We start from the raw sequence: 21300 nt of genomic DNA on the forward strand, positions 1-21300 counted from the left end.
TCAACTGCCAGGAGGGTAGCCGATGGAGGCTCTCGACGCATTGCTCAACCGTGTTTCCGTGCCACGCCTGACCGACCCGGCGCCCAATGCCGCTCAACGCGAGGCGCTGTTCCAGGCCGCCCTGCGTGCCCCGGACCATGGCCAGCTGCGGCCATGGCGTTTCCTTACCATCGAAGGCCAGGGCCGCGAGAAACTCGGCGAGCTGTTCGCCGAAGCCGTGCAGCACAAAGGTGATGCCAGCCAGGCGGCACTGGACAAGGCTCGTGCCATGCCCCTGCGGGCACCGTTGCTGATCGTGGTCATCGCCAAGTTGCAGGACCACTTCAAGGTGCCCAAGTCCGAGCAGCGCCTGGCTGCGGGCTGTGCGGCGCACGGCATTCTGATCGCCGCGCATGCGCAAGGCGTCGGGGCGGTGTGGCGCACCGGGGACATGGCTTTTGATGCCCATGTGCACAAGGGGCTGGGGTTGGCCGAGAATGAAGAGTTGATCGGTTACCTGTATGTCGGTACGCCGTTGACCGAGCCACGCACTGCGCCGGTGCTGGAAACTGCTGATTTTGTCAGTGCCTGGGGCGAATAAACCGCCTTCAGGCAGATTGATTTATTGAGGCTTCCGGCCTCTTCGCGGGTTTACCCGCGAAGAGGTCAGTGGCCTTTACATCACATCAACTGCCAGCCGCATCAGCCAGGGGCAACTCCAGCCGAGCTACAAATCCTTCCTGTGGGTGATTGTCCAGCACCAGGCTCCCGCCATGGCGCTCCGCCGCCTTGCGCGCAATCGCCAGCCCCAGCCCATGCCCCGGCGCGTCCTGCCCCGGTGCGCGGAAGAACGGTTCGCCCAGTTGTGCCAGGTGCTCCGCTGCCGCCCCGGGGCCATGGTCACGCACGCTGATCACAATACGGTCCTGTTCACGCACGGCGCTGACTTCGACCGGCTGCCCTACCGGGTTGAAGCGCAGGGCATTGCGCAGCAGGTTGTCCACGGCCCGCTCGATCAGCGTTGGCCAACCCTGCAAGGTCAACCCCGGTTGCGCCTCCAGGCGCACATCCTGGTCTGGCGCACTGAGCAGGGCGTCCTTGCGCACGCTGCCGAGCAGGGCGTTGAGGTCGACCGGTTCGGCATGAGCCTGTTCGGCATCCACTCGGGCCAGGGCGAGAATTTCGCTGATCAGGTCTTCCAGGCGGTCGCATTCGCGGGTCAGGCGCGGCCACAGGGTCTCCCGCTGCTCGGGCCCTGCGCGCTCGGCCAAGGCCAGGGCGATGCGCAGCCTGGCCAGGGGCGAGCGTAGCTCGTGAGACACGTCGCGCAGCAGCTGGCGCTGGCTGCCGATGGTGCTTTGCAGGCGCGCCCCCATCTTGTTGAAGTCCTTGGCCAGCACACCGAACTCGTCACGCCGCGCAGCCAGACGCGCCAGGCTGTTCTGCTGGTAGGTGGTCTGGCCCAGGTCGTGTACAGCGCTGCGCAGGCGGCTTAACGGGCGGGTGATGGACAGGGTTACGAGCAGGCTGAACAGGGTCAGCACGACCAGGGCAATGCCCAGTGCACTGAGCGGCCACATCAGGCTCTCGCGGTGCCAGGCATCCAGCGCCGGGTGAGGGATGCGGTAGATCAGCAAGTAGGTATCGCCGGTCTCGGGGCTGGTGTATTCCTCGGTCAGCCGACGCCATGGCAGGCGTCGCTGGTCATTGTGCTGACGCGCCTCGAAGGCGGCCGCACGGCGCGGGAAGGTCCCGGGCACCACGGCCTCGCCACTGTCGTCGAGCACCTGCACGTCGATCTTGTAGCGATCTTTGCGCCTTTCCAGGAAGTGCTGAGCCGAATCCAGGCCTTCCTGCTCGTAATGCTTGGCCCACTTGCTGGCCAGGGTATTCAGGCCCGGATGGCGGCTAAGGATCCAGGCGTCCTGGTTGAGCATGTGGCCCAGCAGGATCGACAGCCCGGCGACCAGGGTGATGGCGAGCCAGAAGCTGGCCAGGATGCGCCAGAACAGTGAACGCAAGTGCACCTCCTAAACGGGAAAAGCCCGGCCCGCAGTGACGCGGGCCGGGCATGGGGTGGACAGCTTACTGGGCCTTGGTGCCTTTTTCAGCTTTCCAGGCCTGGAACTCCTGCCACTCGGCTTTCTTGGCGGCGCGTTCCTTTTGCAGTTCGTCGAACTTCTTCTGCTGGTCAGGCTTGAGCAGGTTGCGTACCGCGCTGTCGGTCTTGTCGCGGTTGGCCTGCAGTTCGTCCTTCATGGCTTTCTGGTCGGCGGCCGGCAGTTTGGCCAGGTAGCGCTCCGTGATGTCGCGGCGCTGTTGCATCTGCTCGCCCATCAGCTTGCCGATCTGCTGGCGCTGGTCGCGGCTCAGGTCCAGTTGGTGGAAAGGCGCATCACCGCGATGATGCGGGCCGTCGTGGTGCGGGCCGCCGTCAGGCATGGCCATGGCCACGGTCGGCAGAGCGGCGGCGAACATCAGGGCGATAAGGGTCTTGCGCATGGTGTCTCTCCTTTCATAGGCCGGTGGTTACCGGATGAGCACAGTCTAGGGAGATCACCGTCAAGCGCAGTCAGGGGATGGTAAAGGCTCGGTAAAGATGCTCAGAGGCAGTAGTAATAACCACGGCTACGCAATGCCACGATGCGTGGCCGGCCATCGGCATGCGGGCCGATCTTCTTGCGCAGGTTGCTGACATGCATGTCCAGGCTGCGGTCATACAGGGTCAATTTGCGGCCCAGGCCGATCTGCGCGAGTTCCTGTTTGTCCAGTGGCTCGCCGGGCTGGCGCAGCAGGGCTTCGAGGATGCGGCTTTCGGACAGGGTCAGGGTCATTTCGCGGCCATCGATACTGGCCACGCCACGTGCAGGGCTGTACACCAGGTCACCCAGCTCCACTTGACTGGTGGTGGCGGTGGGGTGGCTGCGGCGAAGTACCGCGCGCAGGCGAGCGGTGAGCTCACGCGGGTCGCAAGGTTTGGCCAGGTAGTCGTCGGCGCCCAGTTCCAGGCCGAGGATGCGGTCCAGCGGCTCGCCACGGGCTGACAGCATCAGCACCGGCAGCTCGGCATGCTCGCTTCGCAGCTGTTTGAGCAGCTCCAGGCCGCTGCCGTCGGGCAACATCACATCCAGCACCACGGCAGCAGGGGCATGCTCGGCCAGGGCCCGGCGTGCGCTCTGGCCATCGTGGCAGGCACGCACCGTGAACCCTTCCTGGGTCAGCCAGCTGCCGAGCAGCTCGCACAGTTCCTGGTCATCATCAATCAGTAACAGCTCGCTCATGACTCACTCAATTCAACCATTGACGGCGGCTATTCGGCCCGCCAGTGGCAAAGATACCGCAGACTGATGGCAACCGTATAACTGCCAATACCGCATCAGCTTCTTCGCGGGCTTGAGCGCAAAAAAGCTGTGCGGCTTCAGATCAGGGCAGTACTTGCTTGAACGGCTTGACCACTACCTTGTCGTAGACGCCTGCGGCAATGTACGGATCGGCATCGGCCCAGGCCTGCGCCGCCGCCAGCGATTCGAATTCGGCAACGATCAGGCTACCGCTGAACCCTGCTTCGCCCGGGTCGTTGCTGTCGATGGCCGGGTGTGGGCCGGCCAGCACTACGCGGCCTTCGGCCTTGAGCTGCTGCAGGCGTTCGATGTGCGCCGGGCGGGCAGCCAGGCGCTTTTCCAGGGAGTTTGCGACGTCGCTGGCGATAATGGCGTAGAGCATGTCAATCCTTGGGTTTGGAGGTAGAAGGGTCGTCGTGCAGGTGGCGCGACAGGTACACGCCTTGCGCCACCAGGAAGATCACGGTCATGCCCAGGCTGCCGAACACCTTGAAGTCCACCCAGAAGTCCTGGAAGGTGAAGGCGACGAACAGGTTGGCCGCGCCGCAGAACAGGAAGAAAGCGATCCACGCCAGGTTCAAGCGCGACCAGATGGCATCCGGCAGGGTCAGGGCATGGCCCATGATGCGCTTGATCAGCACCCGGTCGCCGATGAAGTGGCTGCCGGCAAAGCCCAGGGCGAACAACCAGTTCACCACGGGTGCTTTCCACTTGAGGAAGGTTTCGCTGTGGAAGGTCAGGGTCAGGCCGCCAAACACCAGGCAGGCGATCAGGGTCAGCCACTGGCCCTTTTCCAGCTTGCGCTGGCGCAGGAACAGCGCACCGTACACCACCAGCGAGCTGATGATCAGCATGGCCGTGGCGCTGTAGATACCGCCGAATTCGAAGCTGTGGCCGGCGACCTCCATGGGGCGCGGGTCGAGCTTGTAGACGATGAAGAACAGCAGCAGCGGGATGAAATCGATGAATTGTTTCACAATGGCAGCCAGAATCGGGATGTGACGGCATAATAACAAACATCGAATCCAGCGAAAGCGCTCCCCCATGAATGTTGATCTGCACTGTCACAGCACGGCCTCCGACGGCGCCCTGTCGCCTACGGTACTGGTTGCCCGGGCCCATGAGCACGGGGTGCAAACGCTGGCACTGACTGACCATGACACCATCGAAGGCCTGCCTGAAGCGCGCCAGGCCTGCGTTGACCTGGGTATGCGCTGGGTCAGCGGGGTAGAGTTGTCCTGCACCTGGGGTGGTGCGACCATCCATGTGCTGGGCTATGACTTCCCGCTCGACGCACCGCCGTTGCTGGCTGCGATCGAGGCATTGCACCGCGGCCGCTGGTTGCGCGCCGAAGAAATAGACAAACGGCTGGCGGGCAAAGGCATGCCCGGCACCCTTGAAGGTGCGCGCGCCGTTCAGCAAGAACTGGGTGACAGCGGCAACGCACCGGCGCGCCCGCATTTTGCCGAGCACCTGGTGCGTGCCGGGCACGTCAAGGACCGGGGCGAAGCGTTTCGCAAGTGGCTGGGCGCCGGTAAGCTGGGCGACGTCAAGCAGCACTGGCCGTCCCTTGACGAAACCGTTGCCACGCTAAGGCAGTCCAACGCTTGGGTAAGCCTGGCGCATCCCATGCATTACGATCTGACCCGCAGCAAGCGCAGACGGCTGATTGCCGACTATATTCAGGCAGGAGGGCAGGCGCTTGAGGTGGTCAATGGGATGATGCCTGCCGAGCAAGTGGGCACCATGTCCATCCTTACCCGTGAGTTCGGCCTGCTGGCAAGCGCTGGCAGTGACTTCCACGGCCCCGGCACCTGGGGCGAGATTGGTGCCTATCGGCCTTTGCCCGAGGACCTGCCACCTTTGTGGCGTCGATTCAGCCATGAACAGCCTTTGGCGCTATGAACAGGACGACTACGTGAGCCAATTTTTCCAGATTCATCCGGAGAACCCACAGGCGCGCTTGATAAAACAGGCCGTCGAGATCATCCGCAAGGGGGGGGTGGTGGTGTATCCGACGGATTCGGCCTATGCCCTGGGTTGCCAGATGGGCGACAAGAACGCCATCGAGCGGGTGCGGCGCCTGCGCGGGCTGGACAAGACGCACAACTTCACCCTGATGTGCTGCGACATGTCGCAACTGGGCTTGTACGCCAAGGTCGATACCGGCACTTTTCGCCTGCTCAAGGCGCATGTACCGGGGCCTTACACGTTCATTCTCAACGGCACGCGTGAAGTGCCGCGCCTGCTGTTGCACGACAAGCGCCGCACCATCGGGCTGCGTGTACCGAACCACGTCATTACCCTGGCCTTGCTGGCCGAGTTGGGCGAGCCACTGATGAGCGTGAGCCTGATCCTGCCGGGCGACAGCGAGCCGATGACCGACCCTTACGAGATCCGTGAGCGGCTGGAGCACCATGTCGACCTGGTGATCGACGGCGGCTTCGGCGACCTCAAGGCGTCGACCATCATCGACCTGTCCGGTGACGAGCCGGAACTGATCCGCGAAGGTTGCGGCGACCCCACGCCGTTCCTGGTCAACGCGTGAGCCAGGTGGAAGCGCCTGAGGCACCGGCCGAACAGGCCGAGTTGCCTCGGCAACTGCAACTGGCTTTGGTCTACGGCGAAGCCCTGACCGAACTGCCGCTGGACCTGTACATCCCACCAGACGCCCTGGAAGTCATCCTCGAAGCCTTCGAAGGCCCGCTGGACCTGTTGCTGTACCTGATCCGCAAGCAGAACATCGACATCCTCGACATCCCCGTGGCCGAGATCACCCGGCAGTACATGGGCTACGTGGAATTGATGAAAAGCGTGCGTCTGGAGCTGGCCGCCGAGTACCTGGTGATGGCCGCCATGCTCGCCGAGATCAAGTCGCGCATGCTGCTGCCGCGCTCTGCCGACGTCGAGGAGGAAGAGGGCGACCCGCGTGCCGAACTGATTCGCCGCCTGCAGGAGTACGAGCGTTTCAAGGCCGCGGCCGAGGGCATCGATGAACTGCCACGGGTGGGGCGCGATGTCGTGGTGCCGCGCCTGGAAGCACCGCAGGCCAAGGTGCGCAAGCTGTTGCCGCAGGTCAGCCTGGAAGAGTTGCTGATGTCCATGGCCGAGGTGATGCGACGCAACGACCTGTTTGAAAGCCATCAGATCAGTCGTGAGACGCTGTCCACCCGCGAGCGCATGAGCCAGGTACTGGAGCGCCTCAAGGGCGGTGCGTTCGTGCCATTCGTCGAGCTGTTCGCCGCCGAAGAGGGCAAGCTGGGGGTGGTGGTCACCTTCATGGCGGTGCTCGAACTGGTGAAGGAATCGCTGATCGAACTGGTGCAGAATGAACCCTTCGCCGCCATCCATGTGCGGCTTCGCCCGGCGCTTGTTGAAGAACCTGATGAATTTGAATGACCCCCGCGACCTGGCGTCGCTGATCGAAGCTTTTTTGCTGGCATCGGGCAAGCCGCAATCCCTGGAGCGCCTGTACGAGCTGCTCGATGAGGCCGAGCGCCCCGAGCCGCACGTGTTCAAGCAGGCCCTGGAGGTACTGGGCAAGTCGTGCAGCGGCCGTGCCTTCGAGCTCAAGGAAGTGGCCAGCGGTTACCGCCTGCAGATCCGCGAGGACTATGCGCCCTGGGTCGGGCGCCTGTGGGAAGAACGCCCGCAACGCTATTCGCGTGCGTTGCTCGAAACCTTGGCCTTGATCGCCTACCGCCAACCGATCACCCGTGGCGAGATTGAAGACGTGCGGGGTGTTGCAGTGAACAGCAACATCATCAAGACCATGATGGAGCGCGAGTGGATCCGCGTGGTGGGCTATCGGGAAGTACCGGGTCGGCCGGCGATGTTCGCCACCACCAAGGCGTTTCTCGACCATTTCAACCTCAAGAGCCTAGAGGAGCTGCCGGCTTTGGCCGAGTTGCGCGAAATGGAGCCCGAGCCGCTGCTCGACCCGGACGATGCGCCAGTGCCGGCGCACTTGCAGGCGTTGGCGGATGCCAGCCTGGGCGAGGAGGAAGAGGCTGGCGAGCCGAAGGAAGAGACCAGCTTCCGTAGCCTGTTGGTGGAGCTGGATGCCATGGAAGAGGGGCTGAAGACCGATTTTGATGACTTGCGCGAGGATGAGCCTGAGGCTTCCGCGGAAGAAGAGGGCAAGTTGCAGCCCTGACCTGCTGCTGCCTGTGACGGCCTCTTCGCGGGTAAACCCGCTCCCACAGGGATACCACAGGCCTTGAAAGTGATGCAGTACCTGTGGGGGCGGGTTTACCCGCGAAAAGGCCGGCACTGCCAATGCACCACCATTAGGCAGAAACCCCTGCCAAAGCCCATAAAACCCTCTACCCTCCAGTGCGTTATCCCCCTGAACCGCGTATGATGCGCGACCTTTTGGCGCGTTCGTCGCCAAGAACCTGTTTTCATTCCTACACCGGGAGGTGCCCAGATGAGTGAGCAAGACCTGCAAGATACCGAAATCACCCCTCCATCCGGCGAAAAGCTGCAGAAAGTGCTGGCGCGCATTGGCGTGGGCTCGCGCCGTGACGTCGAGGCCTGGATCAGCCAGGGCCGCATCAAGGTCAACGGCGTCGAGGCCACCCTCGGCCAGCGCGTCGACCTGCACGATGCCATTGCCGTTGACGGCAAGCTGATCAAGCGCGAGGAAGCCGCCGAGGCCACCCGTCGGGTGATCATGTACAACAAGCCCGATGGCGAAATCTGCACCCGTGACGACCCGGAAGGCCGCCCGACCGTGTTCGACCGCCTGCCACGGCCAAAAGAAGGCCGCTGGATCAACATCGGCCGCCTCGACATCAACACCACCGGGTTGCTGCTGTTCACCACCGACGGTGAGCTGGCCAACCGCCTGATGCACCCGTCCTACGAGATGGACCGTGAGTACGCGGTGCGTGTGCGTGGTGAAGTCGACGACGAGATGATCGAACGCCTGAAAGCCGGGGTGATGCTGGAAGACGGCCCGGCGAAGTTCACCGACATCCAGAAGGCACCGGGTGGTGAAGGCTTCAACCACTGGTACCACTGCGTGGTGATGGAAGGCCGTAACCGTGAAGTGCGTCGCCTGTGGGAATCCCAGGGCATGGTGGTCAGCCGCCTGAAGCGTGTGCGTTTCGGTCCGGTGTTCCTCAACTCCGACCTGCCGATGGGCCGCTGGCGTGAAATGACCCAGGGTGAAATCGACATCCTCGCCGCCGAAGTGGGCCTGCAGCCAGTCGCGCTGCCTGCCATGAAGCTCAAGGCCAAGGACAAGATGGAGCGCCTGCAGCGCAAGTCGACCCGCCCGCTGGGCCGTGGTGAGCGCGTGCGCAACCTGCGCCCGGCTCACGAAGGTGCAGCCACCGGCGAGCGCCCGGCGCGCCAACCGCGTGAAGAGGCCCCGCGTAAGAACACCCGTGGCAGCACGGTGGCCGAGCGTCCGAGCGAAATGCGCAAGCGTCCGGCCAAGCCGGAGGGTGACAAGCCGGCAGGCCGTGGCCGCGGCAAGCCGCGTGGCTGACAAGCCGGTGTGGTAACCAAGAAACCAGCCTTCGGGCTGGTTTTTTTATGTCTGTGGAAACCTGAGGCTGCGCAGCAGCCCCAAGATATTGAACAAAAAGAATTTTTCTGACGACTGGCAAGTTCTTGAACCGGCCTGTAAAGAAATTTTTACGAATGCAGCCGTTTTCAGTCTGCATTTCAGATCGCATCCGATCCTGTAAACAAACCTTGCCGGCGCCCGCAGGCCAAAGCAGCCGTAGCGGCACTGCTCGCCCTTGCCCAAACCCCCGTCCCCACGGTGTTATAGCCGCCATTGCCGTGTGCAAGAGCCCATCCACAGAGCCGGGCTGACAAAACAACAAATGGAGGCGCCATGTACGCCGATCACTCCGCCTTTCAAGGCCCACACCACAGGATCGCTGCGTTTTTTCCGGATGGAAGGACGCAACGCGTTGACGCCTGCGCGCTTGCAGGGGTATACAGTGCGCCGCGTTTTACCTGTGACCCTTTTGCGTACCGCGCACTCTTGATCACGCCTGGTTGACCCGCCCCGGCGGCACCTGAGGTCAAGAAACCCAAGGTAACCACCTTGCCCATTCCGCTGCGCCACGAGCGCGGTGGGTCCGATTCCGTCACAGATAAAAACAATGCAGGTGACTTCGTTCATGAGTGGACAAAACATGCATTCAGGCGAGCTAAAGCGGGGCCTGAAGAACCGCCATATCCAATTGATCGCCCTGGGTGGTGCGATTGGTACTGGCCTGTTCCTCGGCTCGGCAGGCGTGATGAAATCCGCCGGCCCGTCAATGATTCTTGGCTACGCCATTTGCGGCTTCATCGCCTTCATGATCATGCGCCAGCTTGGCGAAATGATCGTCGAAGAGCCGGTGGCCGGCTCGTTCAGCCATTTCGCCCATACCTACTGGGGTGGTTTCGCCGGCTTCCTGTCGGGCTGGAACTGCTGGGTGCTGTACATCCTGGTGGGCATGTCGGAGCTTTCGGCGGTCGGCAAGTATGTTCACTACTGGTGGCCGGAAATCCCTACCTGGGTCACGGCGGCGGCGTTCTTCGTGCTGATCAACGCCATCAACCTGATGAACGTGAAGTTCTTCGGTGAAGCTGAATTCTGGTTTGCCATCATCAAGGTGGTCGCCATCGTCAGCATGATCGGCCTGGGTGCCTACCTGCTCACCAGCGGCAGCGGCGGCCCGGACGCCACTGTCGCCAACCTGTGGTCCCATGGCGGCTTCTTCCCGAACGGTGTCAGCGGGCTGGTGATGGCCCTGGCGTTCATCATGTTCTCCTTTGGTGGCCTGGAAATGCTCGGCTTTACCGCCGCCGAGGCCGACAAGCCGAAGTCCGTGATCCCCAAAGCGATCAACCAGGTCATCTACCGCATCCTGATCTTCTATGTGGGTGCCTTGGTGGTGCTGCTGTCGCTGACCCCGTGGGACAACCTGGTCGCCAGCATCGATGCCTCGGGTGGCAGCTACGGCAGCAGCCCGTTCGTGCAGGTGTTCTCGCTGCTGGGCAGTGACGTGGCCGCCCACCTGTTGAACTTCGTGGTACTGACCGCTGCGCTGTCTGTGTACAACAGCGGCACCTACTGCAATGCCCGCATGCTGTTGGGCATGGCCGAGCAGGGCGATGCCCCGGCGTCGCTGGCCAAAGTCGACAAGCGTGGCGTGCCAGTGCGTTCGATCCTGGTGTCGGCTGCCTTTACCTTCGTCGCCGTGCTGCTCAACTACCTGATGCCTCAGAACGCCTTGGAGCTGCTGATGTCGCTGGTAGTGGCGACCCTGGTGATCAACTGGGCGATGATCAGCTATTCGCACCTGAAGTTCCGTCAGCACCTCGACCGTACCGGCCAGAAGCCGCTGTTCAAGGCGCTGTGGTACCCCTACGGCAACTACCTGGTGCTGGCCTTCGTGGTGCTGATCCTTGGCATCATGCTGATGATCCCGGGTATTCAGGTGTCGGTGTATGCCATTCCGTTCTGGCTGTTCGGGATGTTTGTGATCTACATGGTCAAGCCGCGCCGCAAGCTCAATGCCGGTGGTGCTGCGGGTCACGTGGCCAAGTAACGTAGCTGCGGCAGCATGCAGAAACCCCAAGTCTGGTGACCGGCTTGGGGTTTTTCGTTGCCTGTGCTTCAGATTTGCTCCAGCAACCAGCTCCTGAATGCCCGTAGCGAAGGCAAGGCCTCATTCCTGGGCGGGTAGATCAGGTAATAACTGCGCTGGCTGGCAAACGCCACCCCCGGGCTGTACAGCTCACCTTTGGCCAACTCTTCCTCCACCAGAATGCGCGGCACCAGGCCGATACCAATCCCGGCGCGCACCGCCTGGATCAGGTGCGAGGTCAGTTCGAAACTCGGGCCCAGGCGCATCGACCGGTGCGGCAGGCCATGGTGCGAAAACCACTCGCCCCAGGCGTGTGGGTTGTTGGCCACATTCAACAACACCTCTTCACTGATCCTTGTCGGGCTCCAGTTCTGGCTGGCCGCGCCAGCCTCGGGCGGCAGGATCACCACCAGTTCCTCGGCATGCAGGCGATGGCAGATCAGCCCCGGCAGGTCGTGGCTGGCCACGCCGATGGCAGCGTCGATTTCGCTGGTGTCGAAGTTGATGGCTTCGATGCGTGAATGAATGTGTACCAGCATGCCCGGATGGGCACTGTAGAACGCATGCAGCCTCGGCAATAGCCATTTCGAACCGAAGGTAGGCAGGGTGGCCAGGCGCAAGGTGCCCACCCCCGACTGGTAGGCCAGCGCCTGCAGGGTGGCGCTGCGGATGCGCCCCAGCGCCTCGCTGAGCTCACGCTGGTACAGGCGGCCGACATCGGTCAGCTGTACTTGGCGCCCCTCACGGCGGAACAAGGTCAGGCCCAGCTGCTGCTCCAGCGCCTGCACCTGGCGGCTGACCGCGCTCTGGGTCAGTGACAGTTCGGCAGCGGCGCGGGTGTAGCTTTCATGCCGGGCGGCGGCCTCGAAAGCCAGCAGCAACGACATGGATGGGGTCAGGTGGCGGTAATTCATTCATAAAAGTCATTGATAGCGGCAGGATTATCCATTTGCCCCTGAAGCGAAACTACAGGAACATTGGCCTATACGTCATCCCTGCATGCATCAACCCATGCCGGAGCGACAGGAATCCCGTGAATAAGCCAATATCAAGAGGCCATCCTTCGATGATCGCCCAGCTGTCGACCGTTGCACCGAGCGCCAATTACCCCGAATTCCTCGAAGCCCTGCGCAACAGCGGCTTCCGTGGCCAGATCAGTGCCGACTACGCTACCCGCACCGTGCTGGCCACCGACAACTCGATCTACCAGCGCTTGCCGCAAGCGGCGGTGTTTCCGCTGGATGCCGACGATGTGGCGCGGGTCGCCACGCTGATGGGCGAGCCGCGCTTCCAGCAGGTCAAGCTGACCCCGCGCGGCGGTGGCACTGGCACCAACGGGCAGTCGCTGACCGACGGTATCGTCGTCGACTTGTCGCGGCACATGAACAAGATCCTCGAAATCAACGTCGAGGAGCGTTGGGTACGGGTGCAGGCCGGTACGGTCAAGGACCAGCTCAATGCTGCGCTCAAGCCGCACGGGCTGTTCTTCGCCCCTGAGCTGTCCACCTCCAACCGCGCCACGGTTGGCGGCATGATCAACACCGACGCCAGTGGCCAGGGCAGTTGCACCTACGGCAAAACCCGCGATCACGTACTGGAGCTGCACAGCGTGCTGCTCGGTGGTGAGCGCCTGCACAGCCTGCCGATCGGCGATGCCGCGCTGGAGCAAGCCTGTGCCGCGCCCGGCCGGGTCGGCGAGGTGTACCGCATGGCCCGGGACATTCAGCAAACCCAGGGCGAATTGATCGAAACCACCTTCCCCAAGCTCAACCGTTGCCTGACCGGCTACGACCTCGCGCACCTGCGCGACGAGCAGGGGCGCTTCAACCTCAACAGCGTGTTGTGTGGCGCCGAGGGCTCGCTGGGCTACGTGGTCGAAGCCAAGCTCAACGTTTTGCCGATCCCCAAGTACGCGGTGCTGGTCAACGTACGCTACACCAGCTTCATGGACGCGCTGCGCGACGCTAATGCGCTGATGGCGCACAAGCCGCTGTCGATCGAGACGGTTGATTCCAAGGTGCTGATGCTGGCGATGAAAGACATCGTCTGGCACAGCGTTGCCGAGTACTTCCCGGCCGACCCCGAGCGCCCGACCCTGGGTATCAACCTGGTGGAGTTCTGTGGCGACGAGCCGGCTGAGGTCAACGCCAAGGTGCAGGCGTTCATCCAGCACCTGCAAAGCGATACCAGCGTCGAGCGCCTGGGCCACACCCTTGCCGAGGGGGCGGAGGCAGTCACTCGCGTGTACACCATGCGTAAACGTTCGGTAGGGCTGCTGGGCAACGTCGAAGGCGAGGTACGCCCGCAGCCGTTCGTTGAAGACACCGCCGTACCGCCGGAGCAGTTGGCCGACTACATCGCCGATTTCCGCGCGCTGCTCGATGGCTACGGCCTGGCCTACGGCATGTTCGGCCATGTCGATGCCGGCGTGCTGCACGTGCGCCCGGCACTGGACATGAAAGACCCGGCGCAGGCCGCATTGGTCAAGCCGATTTCCGACGCCGTTGCCGCTCTGACCAAAAGCTACGGCGGCCTGCTGTGGGGCGAGCACGGCAAGGGCCTGCGCTCGGAATACGTGCCGGAGTACTTCGGCGAGCTGTACCCGGCGCTGCAGCGTCTGAAGGGTGCGTTCGACCCGCACAACCAGCTCAATCCCGGCAAGATCTGCACCCCACTGGGCAGCTCAGAGGGCCTGACTCCGGTCGATGGCGTGACCCTGCGCGGCGACCTCGACCGTACCATCGACGAGCGCGTGTGGCAGGACTTCCCCAGTGCCGTGCACTGCAACGGCAATGGCGCCTGCTACAACTACGACCCCAACGACGCCATGTGCCCGTCGTGGAAGGCTACCCGCGAGCGTCAGCATTCGCCCAAGGGTCGCGCCTCGCTGATGCGCGAGTGGCTGCGCCTGCAGGGCGAGGCGAACATCGACGTGCTGGCGGCGGCGCGTAGCAAGGTGTCGTGGCTCAAGGGCCTGCCGGTGCGCCTGCGCAATAACCGCGCACGCAGCCAGGGCCAGGAAGACTTTTCCCATGAGGTATACGACGCCATGGCCGGCTGCCTGGCGTGCAAGTCGTGCGCCGGGCAGTGCCCGATCAAGGTCAACGTGCCGGACTTCCGCTCGCGCTTCCTCGAGCTGTATCACGGTCGCTACCAGCGCCCGCTGCGTGACTACCTGATTGGCTCGCTGGAGTTCACCATCCCGTACCTGGCCCATGCGCCGGGGCTGTACAACGCCGTGATGGGCTCGAAGTGGGTGAGCAAGCTGCTGGCCGACAAGGTGGGGATGGTCGACAGCCCGCTGATCAGCCGCTTCAACTTCCAGGCCACCCTGACCCGCTGCCGCGTTGGCGTGGCCACGGTGCCGACACTGCGCGAGCTGACCCCGGCCCAGCGCGAGCGCAGCATCGTGCTGGTGCAGGATGCCTTCACTCGCTACTTTGAAACGCCGCTGCTGTCGGCCTTCATCGACCTGGCCCATCGCCTGGGCCACCGGGTGTTCCTGGCGCCTTACAGCGCCAACGGCAAGCCGCTGCACGTACAGGGCTTCCTGGGTGCGTTTGCCAAGGCGGCGCTCCGCAACGCCACCCAGCTCAAGGCCCTGGCCGAATGCGGCGTGCCGCTGGTAGGGCTGGACCCGGCGATGACCCTGGTGTATCGCCAGGAGTACCAGAAGGTGCCGGGCCTGGAAGGCTGCCCGCAGGTGCTGTTGCCGCAGGAGTGGCTGATGAATGTGCTGCCTGAGCAGGCGCCGACCGCACCGGGTAACTTCCGCTTGATGGCACACTGCACCGAGAAGACCAACGTGCCGGCCAGTACCAAGCAGTGGGAGCAGGTGTTTGCCCGTTTGGGGCTGAAGCTGGTGACCGAGGCCACGGGGTGCTGCGGCATGTCCGGCACTTATGGGCACGAAGCGCGCAATCAGGAAACCTCGCGGACCATCTTCGAGCAGAGCTGGGCGACCAAGCTGGACAAGGAAGGAGAGCCGCTGGCGACCGGTTATTCGTGCCGTAGCCAGGTCAAGCGCATGACCGAACGCAAGATGCGCCACCCGCTGGAAGTGGTGTTGCAGTACGCCCAGCGTTAACCTTCAGGGCCTCGGGGGCGCAAAGCGCCCCCTGCTTTCAATGATCTCGATGCCGCCGCGCTTGTCTGTACAGATACAAGCTCAACACCAGCCCGCAAGCTGCGGCAGTCGCCGCAAACAGAAACATCGAAGCAAACCCGAACCCCGCCGCCACCGCGCCCACCAGTGGTCCGGTCACCCCCAGCGACAAATCGATGAACAGTGAATACGCCCCAACCGCGGCCCCACGGTTGGCCGCCGACACCTGGTTCACTGCCTCCACGCCCAGCGCCGGGAACACCAGCGAGAAACCAAACCCGCTCAGTGCTGCACCCGCCAAGGCCATTTCGGCACTGGGGGCCAGCCACAGCATCAGCAGCCCGAGTGTTTCCACCGACAGGCAGGCGATTGCCACCCTGAAGCCGCCGATACGGTTTATCAGGTTGCCGAACAGCAGCCGCGCGCTGATGAAGCTGGCGCCGAACAGGCTCAGGGTCAACGCCGCATCGGACCAGCCTCGGCTGGCGTAGTACAGGGTGATGAAGGTGGCGATGGTGCCGAAGCCGATCGAGCCCAGGGCCAGGCCCGAACCATGCGGGAACACCTTGCCCAGCACCCGCAGGAATGGCAGGCGTACGCCGCTGACGATGGGGGCGGCCTGCTTGGGCCAGGCCAGCAGCAGGCCGATGATGCACAGCAGGATGATGCTCACACCCATGCTCCACAACCCCAGCCCCTTGACCATCAGCACGCCCAGTGGAGCGCCGATGGCCAGTGCGCCATAGCTGGCGATGCCGTTCCAGGAAATGACCTTGGCTGTGTTGGCGGCGCCTACCCGGCCGATACCCCAGCCGATCGCACCCGACCCCACCAAGCTTTCAGCGCTGCCCAGTACCAGGCGGCCGACCAGCAGGCAAGCCAGGCTCAGCCAGGGCAGGTGGGTGAGGAAGGCGCACGCCAGCATGAACACCCCGCTGAGGCCGCAGCCGGCAAGGCCGTACATCACGGCTTTCTTGCTGCCGTGGTTGTCGATGATGCGGCTGGCGGTAGGGCGGCTGAGCAGGGTGGCCAGGTATTGCACGCTGATCACCAGGCCAGCGACCACGGCGCTGAAGCCCAGGTCGTTATGCACATAGCCAGGTAGCACGGCCAGTGGAATGCCGATGTTCAGGTAGCCGATGAAGGTGAAGAGAACGATGGAAACGACTTGCAGGGTGACCGCAAGGGGGCGCGGTGAGTCGGGCATGGGGGCCTACATGTGTTCAGGACGGTGTGAAAACGTGATGACGGGGGTGGCCCGCAGGTCAGCCGTTTTCACACAGTCGGGGATGCGCGGTTAGTCCTGGTCAGCGCTGGATTGATCGTCACCATCCTGCTCGACGGCAGCTGCCGGTTCGGCGTGAACGGTCACGGTTGGCTCTTCTGGGTTCAGGCTTGGGAAGGGAAGATTCGGGATCTCATGCATCTCGTCGTTCCTCGCAAGTGTGAGTGAAAAGTCTGCGCCAGGCGCGTTTGGAGCTTCGCAAAGCTGGGGCAGGATACACAAGTCTGGATGACAGTTTGGATTTTTTCCCGTTCGTTTGTCGGTTTTGCGGGCGAATATCGGATCTGGGGAGGCCGCTGACTGCTGCGGCCTTTCAGGTCACGCGAGCAGTTTGCTGCGTAGATCGCTTGATGTCTGCCGGGAGAGGTTCAGGCCATTATGTAGGTAGTTGTCCATGTCGCCGTAAGCGATGGCCACTTGTTCGAGTGCGGCGTTCAGGTAGCGCGCATCGACGCCCATGACCGGCGTGTAGATGGCCCTTGTTGCTTCTGGCATGGCTGCCAGCGCAGCGTTGACGCGTTGTGCAGTGTAGGTGTTGGTTGCCAGGTAATCGTGCCTGAGCGTGGCCTCATCGGCACCTGCAATGCTTAACAGCAGTGCCGATACCCAGCCGGTTCGGTCTTTGCCCGCGGAGCAGTGAAACAATACCGGGCCTTGGGTTTCGGCCATTGTGGTCAGGACTTCGTTTAACACCTCTCGAATTGCAGCACTCAGGACAAAGTCGCGATTTAGATCCTGCATGAATGCGGCGGTCTGTTCCGCGCTTTCAAGGCGAAGTGCGTTGCGGTCGAACCTTTCGAAGCGCTCACGCAAGACGTTGAACTGCCGGTAGGTGGCGCCGGTGGGAAGCACGTCTGGTTCTGCTTCGATCTCTTGGTCGGCTCGCAGGTCGAAGATGGCGCGAATGCCCAGTTGCTCCAGCACGAGCATGTCGGCAGCGGAGGGAATCACGGCGTTGCTTCGGTAGAACGCGTTGCTGCGCAGGGTTCCGTAGCAGGTGGAGTATGCCGTGACGGTTCCCGCTACATCACGGAAGTTGTCCATGCTGGGCAAGCGCGGTGTATCAAGCCTGGTAATACCTGGGCTGGCGCAGGCTTTCTGCGAAGCGCCAAGCGCGGTTTTCAATTCGGAGCTGTACGATGATAGGAGCATCTTCTCTGTCTCTGGGATTTGAAGAGCGCCTAGTTTCAAAGAAGTGCGGCAATCGTTTCAGCAGCTGATTCCGAGAGGGATAGGGTATGGGGCGATTGGGTTTGACAGATGTGGGGAGCCAGCGTGTGTGAACCTGACCACGGCGCGTGCGTCGTAGTCAGGCTTACGGGGTAAGGGTGTCACTTGCGGCCTTCGGCCACCTCGGCGACCTTGTCAGTGCGTGCACACATGATGAAGTCGTTGCGGTGCAGGCCTTTGATCGAGTGGCTCCACCAGGTCACGGTAACTTTGCCCCACTCGGTCAGCAGCCCTGGGTGGTGGCCTTCGGCTTCGGCGATTTCGCCCACGGCATTGGTGAATGCCAGGGCGTGCTTGAAGTTCTTGAACAGGAACACGCGCTCCAGCTCCATATGGCCGTCGCGTACTTCGATATTCCAGTCCGGGATTTCGCGAATCAGCTCTGCCAGCTCTTCGTCGGTGACTTTCGGCGCATCGGCGCGGCAGGCTTCGCAATGGGCTTGGTTCAAGGCATTCATGAGGTGTTTTCCGGTTCGAGTTGTTATCGGCAAGGTCGCTCAGGCAGCGACCTTGGGTGGAAATTTCGGTGCGTGCAGGCCCAGCTTCATGGCTTCGTGGACCATGCCCATGATGTCTTCATGGGCCAGGTCGAACAGGCGCTTCATGTTCGGCAGCACGAAATACAGCGGCTGCAGGATGTCGATGCGGTACGGCGTACGCATGGCCTCGATCGGGTCGAAGGCCTGGTGCTCGGGCTCGCCAGACAGACTGTAGACGGTCTCTTTAGGCGACGAGAGGATGCCGCCGCCATAGATCTTGCGGCCCTGCGGGGTTTCCATCAGGCCAAACTCGATGGTCATCCAGTACAGGCGCGCCAGGTACACGCGTTGTTCCTTGGTCGCAGCCAGGCCGAGCTTGCCGTAGGTGTGAGTGAATTCGGCGAACCAGGGGTTGGTCAGCAGCGGGCAGTGGCCGAAGATCTCGTGGAAGATATCGGGCTCTTGCAGGTAGTCCAGCTCTTCCGGGGTGCGGATGAACGTGGCGACCGGGAAGCGCTTGCTGGCCAGCAGCTCGAAGAAGGTTTGGAAGGGGATCAGCGCCGGCACCCGGGCAACCTGCCAACCGGTGGTGGCGCCCAGCACCTTGTTGACCTCGCCCAACTGCGGAATGCGGTCATGGGGCAGCTTGAGCTGGTCGATGCCGTCCAGGTATTCCTGGCATGCGCGGCCTTCGATCACTTTCAGCTGGCGGGTGATCAAGGTGTTCCACACCGCATGCTCTTGCTGCGGGTAATCGATAAAACCATGCGCATCGGGCTCGCGTGCCACGTATTGCGTCTGTTTCATGAGGCTCTCCTGGTGAGGGCTTTTCTTGTTATGTGCAGGACATACCCAAGAAATATCCCTTCACCGGCGATTTTGCACGGGGGCTGACCGCTGCCGCGAAGCGTCGCAAACGGGTTTTTCGTAACGATAATTTTACAAAGTTGCGCGGGTGTCGGAAAATCCGAGGCATCTGGCTGATGTTTACGCAGTTTTTGTCAGCTTATCTTTACGACTTTTCCGCGCGGTGTTGAAAAACATTGGCGCTTCGAGAGCCCTCATGCGTATCAAAGTGCATTGCCAGAACCGCATTGGCATCCTGCGCGACATCCTCAACCTGCTGGTCGAGTACGGCATCAACGTACTGCGCGGCGAGGTGGGCGGTGACCATGGCAACGCCATCTACCTGCACTGCCCGAACCTGATCAATCTGCAGTTCCAAGCCTTGCGACCGAAGTTCGAGGCCATAGCCGGGGTATTTGGCGTGAAGCGCGTGGGCCTGATGCCCAGTGAGCGCCGGCACATGGAGCTGAATGCGCTGCTCGGGGCGCTGGATTTCCCGGTGCTATCGATCGACATGGGAGGCAGCATCGTTGCCGCCAACCGTTCCGCCGCACAGTTGCTAGGGGTGCGGGTAGACGAAGTGCCGGGCATGCCGCTGGCGCGCTATGTAGAAGACTTCGACCTGCCGGAGCTGGTAAGGGCCAACAAGTCACGCATCAATGGCCTGCGTATCAAGGTCAAGGGTGATGTGTTCCTGGCCGATATCGCACCGCTGCAGTCCGAGCACGACGAGAGCGAGGCGCTGGCTGGCGCGGTACTTACCCTGCATCGGGCTGATCGCATCGGCGAGCGTATCTACAATGTGCGCAAGCAGGAGCTACGCGGTTTCGACAGCATCTTCCAGAGCTCACGGGTGATGGCTGCGGTGGTGCGTGAAGCGCGGCGCATGGCGCCGCTGGATGCGCCGTTGCTGATCGAGGGCGAAACCGGTACTGGCAAGGAGCTGCTGGCGCGCGCCTGCCATCTGGCCAGCCCGCGTGGGCAGTCGCCGCTGATGGCGCTCAACTGCGCTGGGTTGCCCGAGTCGATGGCCGAGACCGAGCTGTTCGGTTACGGCCCTGGAGCATTCGAAGGAGCGCGGGCCGAAGGCAAGCTTGGGCTGTTGGAGCTGACCGCAGGTGGCACGCTGTTCCTTGATGGGGTAGGGGAGATGAGCCCGCGCTTGCAGGTGAAGCTGCTGCGCTTTCTGCAGGACGGCTGTTTTCGCCGGGTCGGCAGCGATGAAGAGGTGTACCTGGATGTGCGGGTGATTTGCGCGACCCAAGTGGATTTGTCCGAACTGTGTGCCCGTGGCGAGTTTCGCCAGGACCTTTATCACCGCCTTAACGTATTGTCGCTGCACATTCCGCCTTTGCGTGAATGCATGGATGGGCTGGAGGGGCTGGTGCAGCACTTTCTCGATCAGGCCAGCCGACAGATCGGCTGCGCCATGCCGCGCCTGGCGCCGGCGGCAATGGAAAAACTTGGGCAATACCATTGGCCGGGCAATGTAAGGCAATTGGAAAACGTATTGTTCCAAGCGGTTTCTTTATGCGAAGGCGGCGTGGTCAAAAGCGAGCATATACGCCTGCCGGATTATGGCGCGCGGCAGCCGTTGGGCGAGTTTTCATTGGAAGGGGATCTTTCGCAGATTGTCGGGCGCTTTGAGAAAGCGGTACTGGAAAGTTTGATGGGGGAATTTTCGAGTAGTCGGGCGTTAGGGAAAAGATTGGGTGTTTCGCACACGACAATTGCCAACAAGTTGAGAGATTACGCGCTTAACAAGTCGACGGATTAGTTATTGGCCAAAGAACCTGGGACTGCTTCGCAGTCCTTTCGCGACACAAGGCCGCTCCCACAGGTAATGTGCTGCTCTTCGGTAGAGCACAATACCTGTGGGAGCGGCCTTGTGCCGCGAAAGGGGCCCGCAGGGCCCCTGATTCGGAAGGTATCAGCCGTTAGAGCAGCCGTTCCCCATCACGCGGTATTCGAGAATGTGCTTCTGGCCCTTGGAGTCCTCGTAGGTCATACGGGCTGGCACGACTTCGCACACATTGGGCACTTCGCTCATGGAGATGACACGGGCAATGTCCAGGTGTTGCGAGTAACTGTACTGTTCGACCGGAATCTGCTCGGCATCTTTAGCTTCGCCGGCCATCGCCGCGCCGCAAAGACTGCCAAGTACCAATACCAGTAAAGCTTTCATTTTCTATTTACCTGTCTAAGGTCGTGAGGGGGCACGCGGCGCTTATGGCGCCGCGAGTACTGCTAGTTTTAACTATCGGGATGAGATGGAGATCAACGCTTGCCTTCGTGGGGGCTGTTACCAGTTGTTAATCGCCTTGCCGTTGCTGGCGAGGTGAATTTTATGGCTGTGGCCAAAGCTGAAACAGTGGGTCTTTTGATAAAGTGTTTTGACAGAATCTGTAACAATCCTGTGGCAAAGCCCCTCTTT

The 21300-nt window shown here is 62.2% G+C and carries 21 protein-coding genes; 9 read left to right on the forward strand and 12 right to left on the reverse strand.

The window, feature by feature from the left end; genetic code table 11:
• The first annotated feature begins 22 nt into the window (after positions 1 to 22).
• Positions 23 to 580: an NAD(P)H nitroreductase gene (locus tag Q9451_RS10110; RefSeq protein ID WP_012273589.1), complete on the forward strand. Its 558-nt coding sequence runs from the start codon at positions 23 to 25 to the stop codon at positions 578 to 580.
• Between the two features lie 85 nt (positions 581 to 665).
• Here Q9451_RS10110 and Q9451_RS10115 read toward each other — a convergent pair whose 3' ends face one another.
• The 5 genes from Q9451_RS10115 to Q9451_RS10135 form a co-directional block, all read right to left on the reverse strand.
• Positions 666 to 2006: a HAMP domain-containing sensor histidine kinase gene (locus Q9451_RS10115; RefSeq protein ID WP_012273588.1), complete on the reverse strand. Its 1341-nt coding sequence runs from the start codon at positions 2004 to 2006 to the stop codon at positions 666 to 668.
• 58 nt (positions 2007 to 2064) lie between these two features.
• Positions 2065 to 2481, reverse strand: a complete 417-nt coding sequence (locus tag Q9451_RS10120; RefSeq protein WP_012273587.1) for a hypothetical protein — start codon at positions 2479 to 2481, stop codon at positions 2065 to 2067.
• 101 nt (positions 2482 to 2582) lie between these two features.
• On the reverse strand, positions 2583 to 3260 hold the full coding sequence (locus Q9451_RS10125; RefSeq protein WP_012273586.1) for a response regulator transcription factor: 678 nt from the start codon (positions 3258 to 3260) through the stop codon (positions 2583 to 2585).
• Between the two features lie 142 nt (positions 3261 to 3402).
• Complete coding sequence (locus tag Q9451_RS10130; RefSeq protein ID WP_012273585.1) at positions 3403 to 3702, reverse strand: YciI family protein; 300 nt, start codon at positions 3700 to 3702, stop codon at positions 3403 to 3405.
• A 1-nt stretch (position 3703) separates the two neighbouring features.
• The gene (locus Q9451_RS10135) at positions 3704 to 4297 is read right to left on the reverse strand and encodes a septation protein A (protein ID WP_060492935.1); all 594 of its coding nucleotides are present in this window, start codon (positions 4295 to 4297) and stop codon (positions 3704 to 3706) included.
• Positions 4298 to 4364: 67 nt separating this feature from the next.
• Between Q9451_RS10135 and Q9451_RS10140 the strand changes: the two genes are divergently transcribed.
• The 6 genes from Q9451_RS10140 (at position 4365) to Q9451_RS10165 (ending at position 10882) form a co-directional block, all read left to right on the forward strand.
• A complete protein-coding gene (locus Q9451_RS10140) occupies positions 4365 to 5225 on the forward strand; it encodes a PHP domain-containing protein (RefSeq protein WP_012273583.1) in 861 nt (286 codons plus the stop codon).
• A 13-nt stretch (positions 5226 to 5238) separates the two neighbouring features.
• On the forward strand, positions 5239 to 5868 hold the full coding sequence (locus Q9451_RS10145; RefSeq protein WP_041166767.1) for an L-threonylcarbamoyladenylate synthase: 630 nt from the start codon (positions 5239 to 5241) through the stop codon (positions 5866 to 5868).
• A gap of 125 nt (positions 5869 to 5993) precedes the next feature.
• Positions 5994 to 6719 carry a ScpA family protein gene (locus tag Q9451_RS10150; protein WP_171577266.1) on the forward strand — a complete coding sequence of 242 codons (726 nt, stop codon included), beginning with the start codon at positions 5994 to 5996 and terminating at the stop codon, positions 6717 to 6719.
• Entirely contained in the window at positions 6706 to 7476 is a 771-nt protein-coding gene (gene scpB / locus Q9451_RS10155; RefSeq protein WP_012273580.1) for an SMC-Scp complex subunit ScpB, read from the forward strand. Before Q9451_RS10150 ends, scpB begins: the two co-directional genes overlap by 14 nt.
• A gap of 273 nt (positions 7477 to 7749) precedes the next feature.
• Entirely contained in the window at positions 7750 to 8817 is a 1068-nt protein-coding gene (gene rluB, locus Q9451_RS10160; protein ID WP_012273579.1) for a 23S rRNA pseudouridine(2605) synthase RluB, read from the forward strand.
• A 646-nt stretch (positions 8818 to 9463) separates the two neighbouring features.
• Complete coding sequence (locus tag Q9451_RS10165; RefSeq protein ID WP_176729487.1) at positions 9464 to 10882, forward strand: amino acid permease; 1419 nt, start codon at positions 9464 to 9466, stop codon at positions 10880 to 10882.
• Between the two features lie 68 nt (positions 10883 to 10950).
• Here Q9451_RS10165 and Q9451_RS10170 read toward each other — a convergent pair whose 3' ends face one another.
• Positions 10951 to 11835, reverse strand: coding sequence for a LysR substrate-binding domain-containing protein (locus Q9451_RS10170; RefSeq protein ID WP_012273577.1), 885 nt, complete (start codon positions 11833 to 11835; stop codon positions 10951 to 10953).
• A gap of 152 nt (positions 11836 to 11987) precedes the next feature.
• On the opposite strand from Q9451_RS10170, the gene Q9451_RS10175 reads away from it, so the two are divergent.
• Complete coding sequence (locus Q9451_RS10175) at positions 11988 to 15008, forward strand: FAD-binding and (Fe-S)-binding domain-containing protein (RefSeq protein ID WP_012273576.1); 3021 nt, start codon at positions 11988 to 11990, stop codon at positions 15006 to 15008.
• A gap of 37 nt (positions 15009 to 15045) precedes the next feature.
• Here Q9451_RS10175 and Q9451_RS10180 read toward each other — a convergent pair whose 3' ends face one another.
• From Q9451_RS10180 to phhA, 5 genes are all read right to left on the reverse strand, one after another.
• The gene (locus Q9451_RS10180; protein WP_012273575.1) at positions 15046 to 16233 is read right to left on the reverse strand and encodes an MFS transporter; all 1188 of its coding nucleotides are present in this window, start codon (positions 16231 to 16233) and stop codon (positions 15046 to 15048) included.
• Positions 16234 to 16323: 90 nt separating this feature from the next.
• A complete protein-coding gene (locus tag Q9451_RS10185) occupies positions 16324 to 16452 on the reverse strand; it encodes a hypothetical protein (protein WP_256098753.1) in 129 nt (42 codons plus the stop codon).
• A 177-nt stretch (positions 16453 to 16629) separates the two neighbouring features.
• Positions 16630 to 17463, reverse strand: coding sequence for a tyrosine-protein phosphatase (locus Q9451_RS10190; RefSeq protein WP_012273574.1), 834 nt, complete (start codon positions 17461 to 17463; stop codon positions 16630 to 16632).
• Between the two features lie 179 nt (positions 17464 to 17642).
• Positions 17643 to 17999 (reverse strand): 4a-hydroxytetrahydrobiopterin dehydratase, encoded by a 357-nt coding sequence (locus Q9451_RS10195; protein ID WP_012273573.1) that lies wholly within the window; start codon positions 17997 to 17999, stop codon positions 17643 to 17645.
• A gap of 39 nt (positions 18000 to 18038) precedes the next feature.
• On the reverse strand, positions 18039 to 18827 hold the full coding sequence (gene phhA / locus Q9451_RS10200; protein WP_012273572.1) for a phenylalanine 4-monooxygenase: 789 nt from the start codon (positions 18825 to 18827) through the stop codon (positions 18039 to 18041).
• Between the two features lie 256 nt (positions 18828 to 19083).
• Here phhA and Q9451_RS10205 point away from each other — a divergent pair, with 256 nt between their 5' ends.
• Positions 19084 to 20643: a sigma-54-dependent phenylalanine hydroxylase transcriptional regulator PhhR gene (locus tag Q9451_RS10205; protein ID WP_012273571.1), complete on the forward strand. Its 1560-nt coding sequence runs from the start codon at positions 19084 to 19086 to the stop codon at positions 20641 to 20643.
• A 153-nt stretch (positions 20644 to 20796) separates the two neighbouring features.
• Here Q9451_RS10205 and Q9451_RS10210 read toward each other — a convergent pair whose 3' ends face one another.
• Complete coding sequence (locus tag Q9451_RS10210) at positions 20797 to 21051, reverse strand: DUF2790 domain-containing protein (protein WP_003260110.1); 255 nt, start codon at positions 21049 to 21051, stop codon at positions 20797 to 20799.
• Between the last annotated feature and the right edge of the window lie 249 nt (positions 21052 to 21300).

The sequence above is a fragment of the Pseudomonas sp. NY8896 genome (assembly GCF_039634505.1).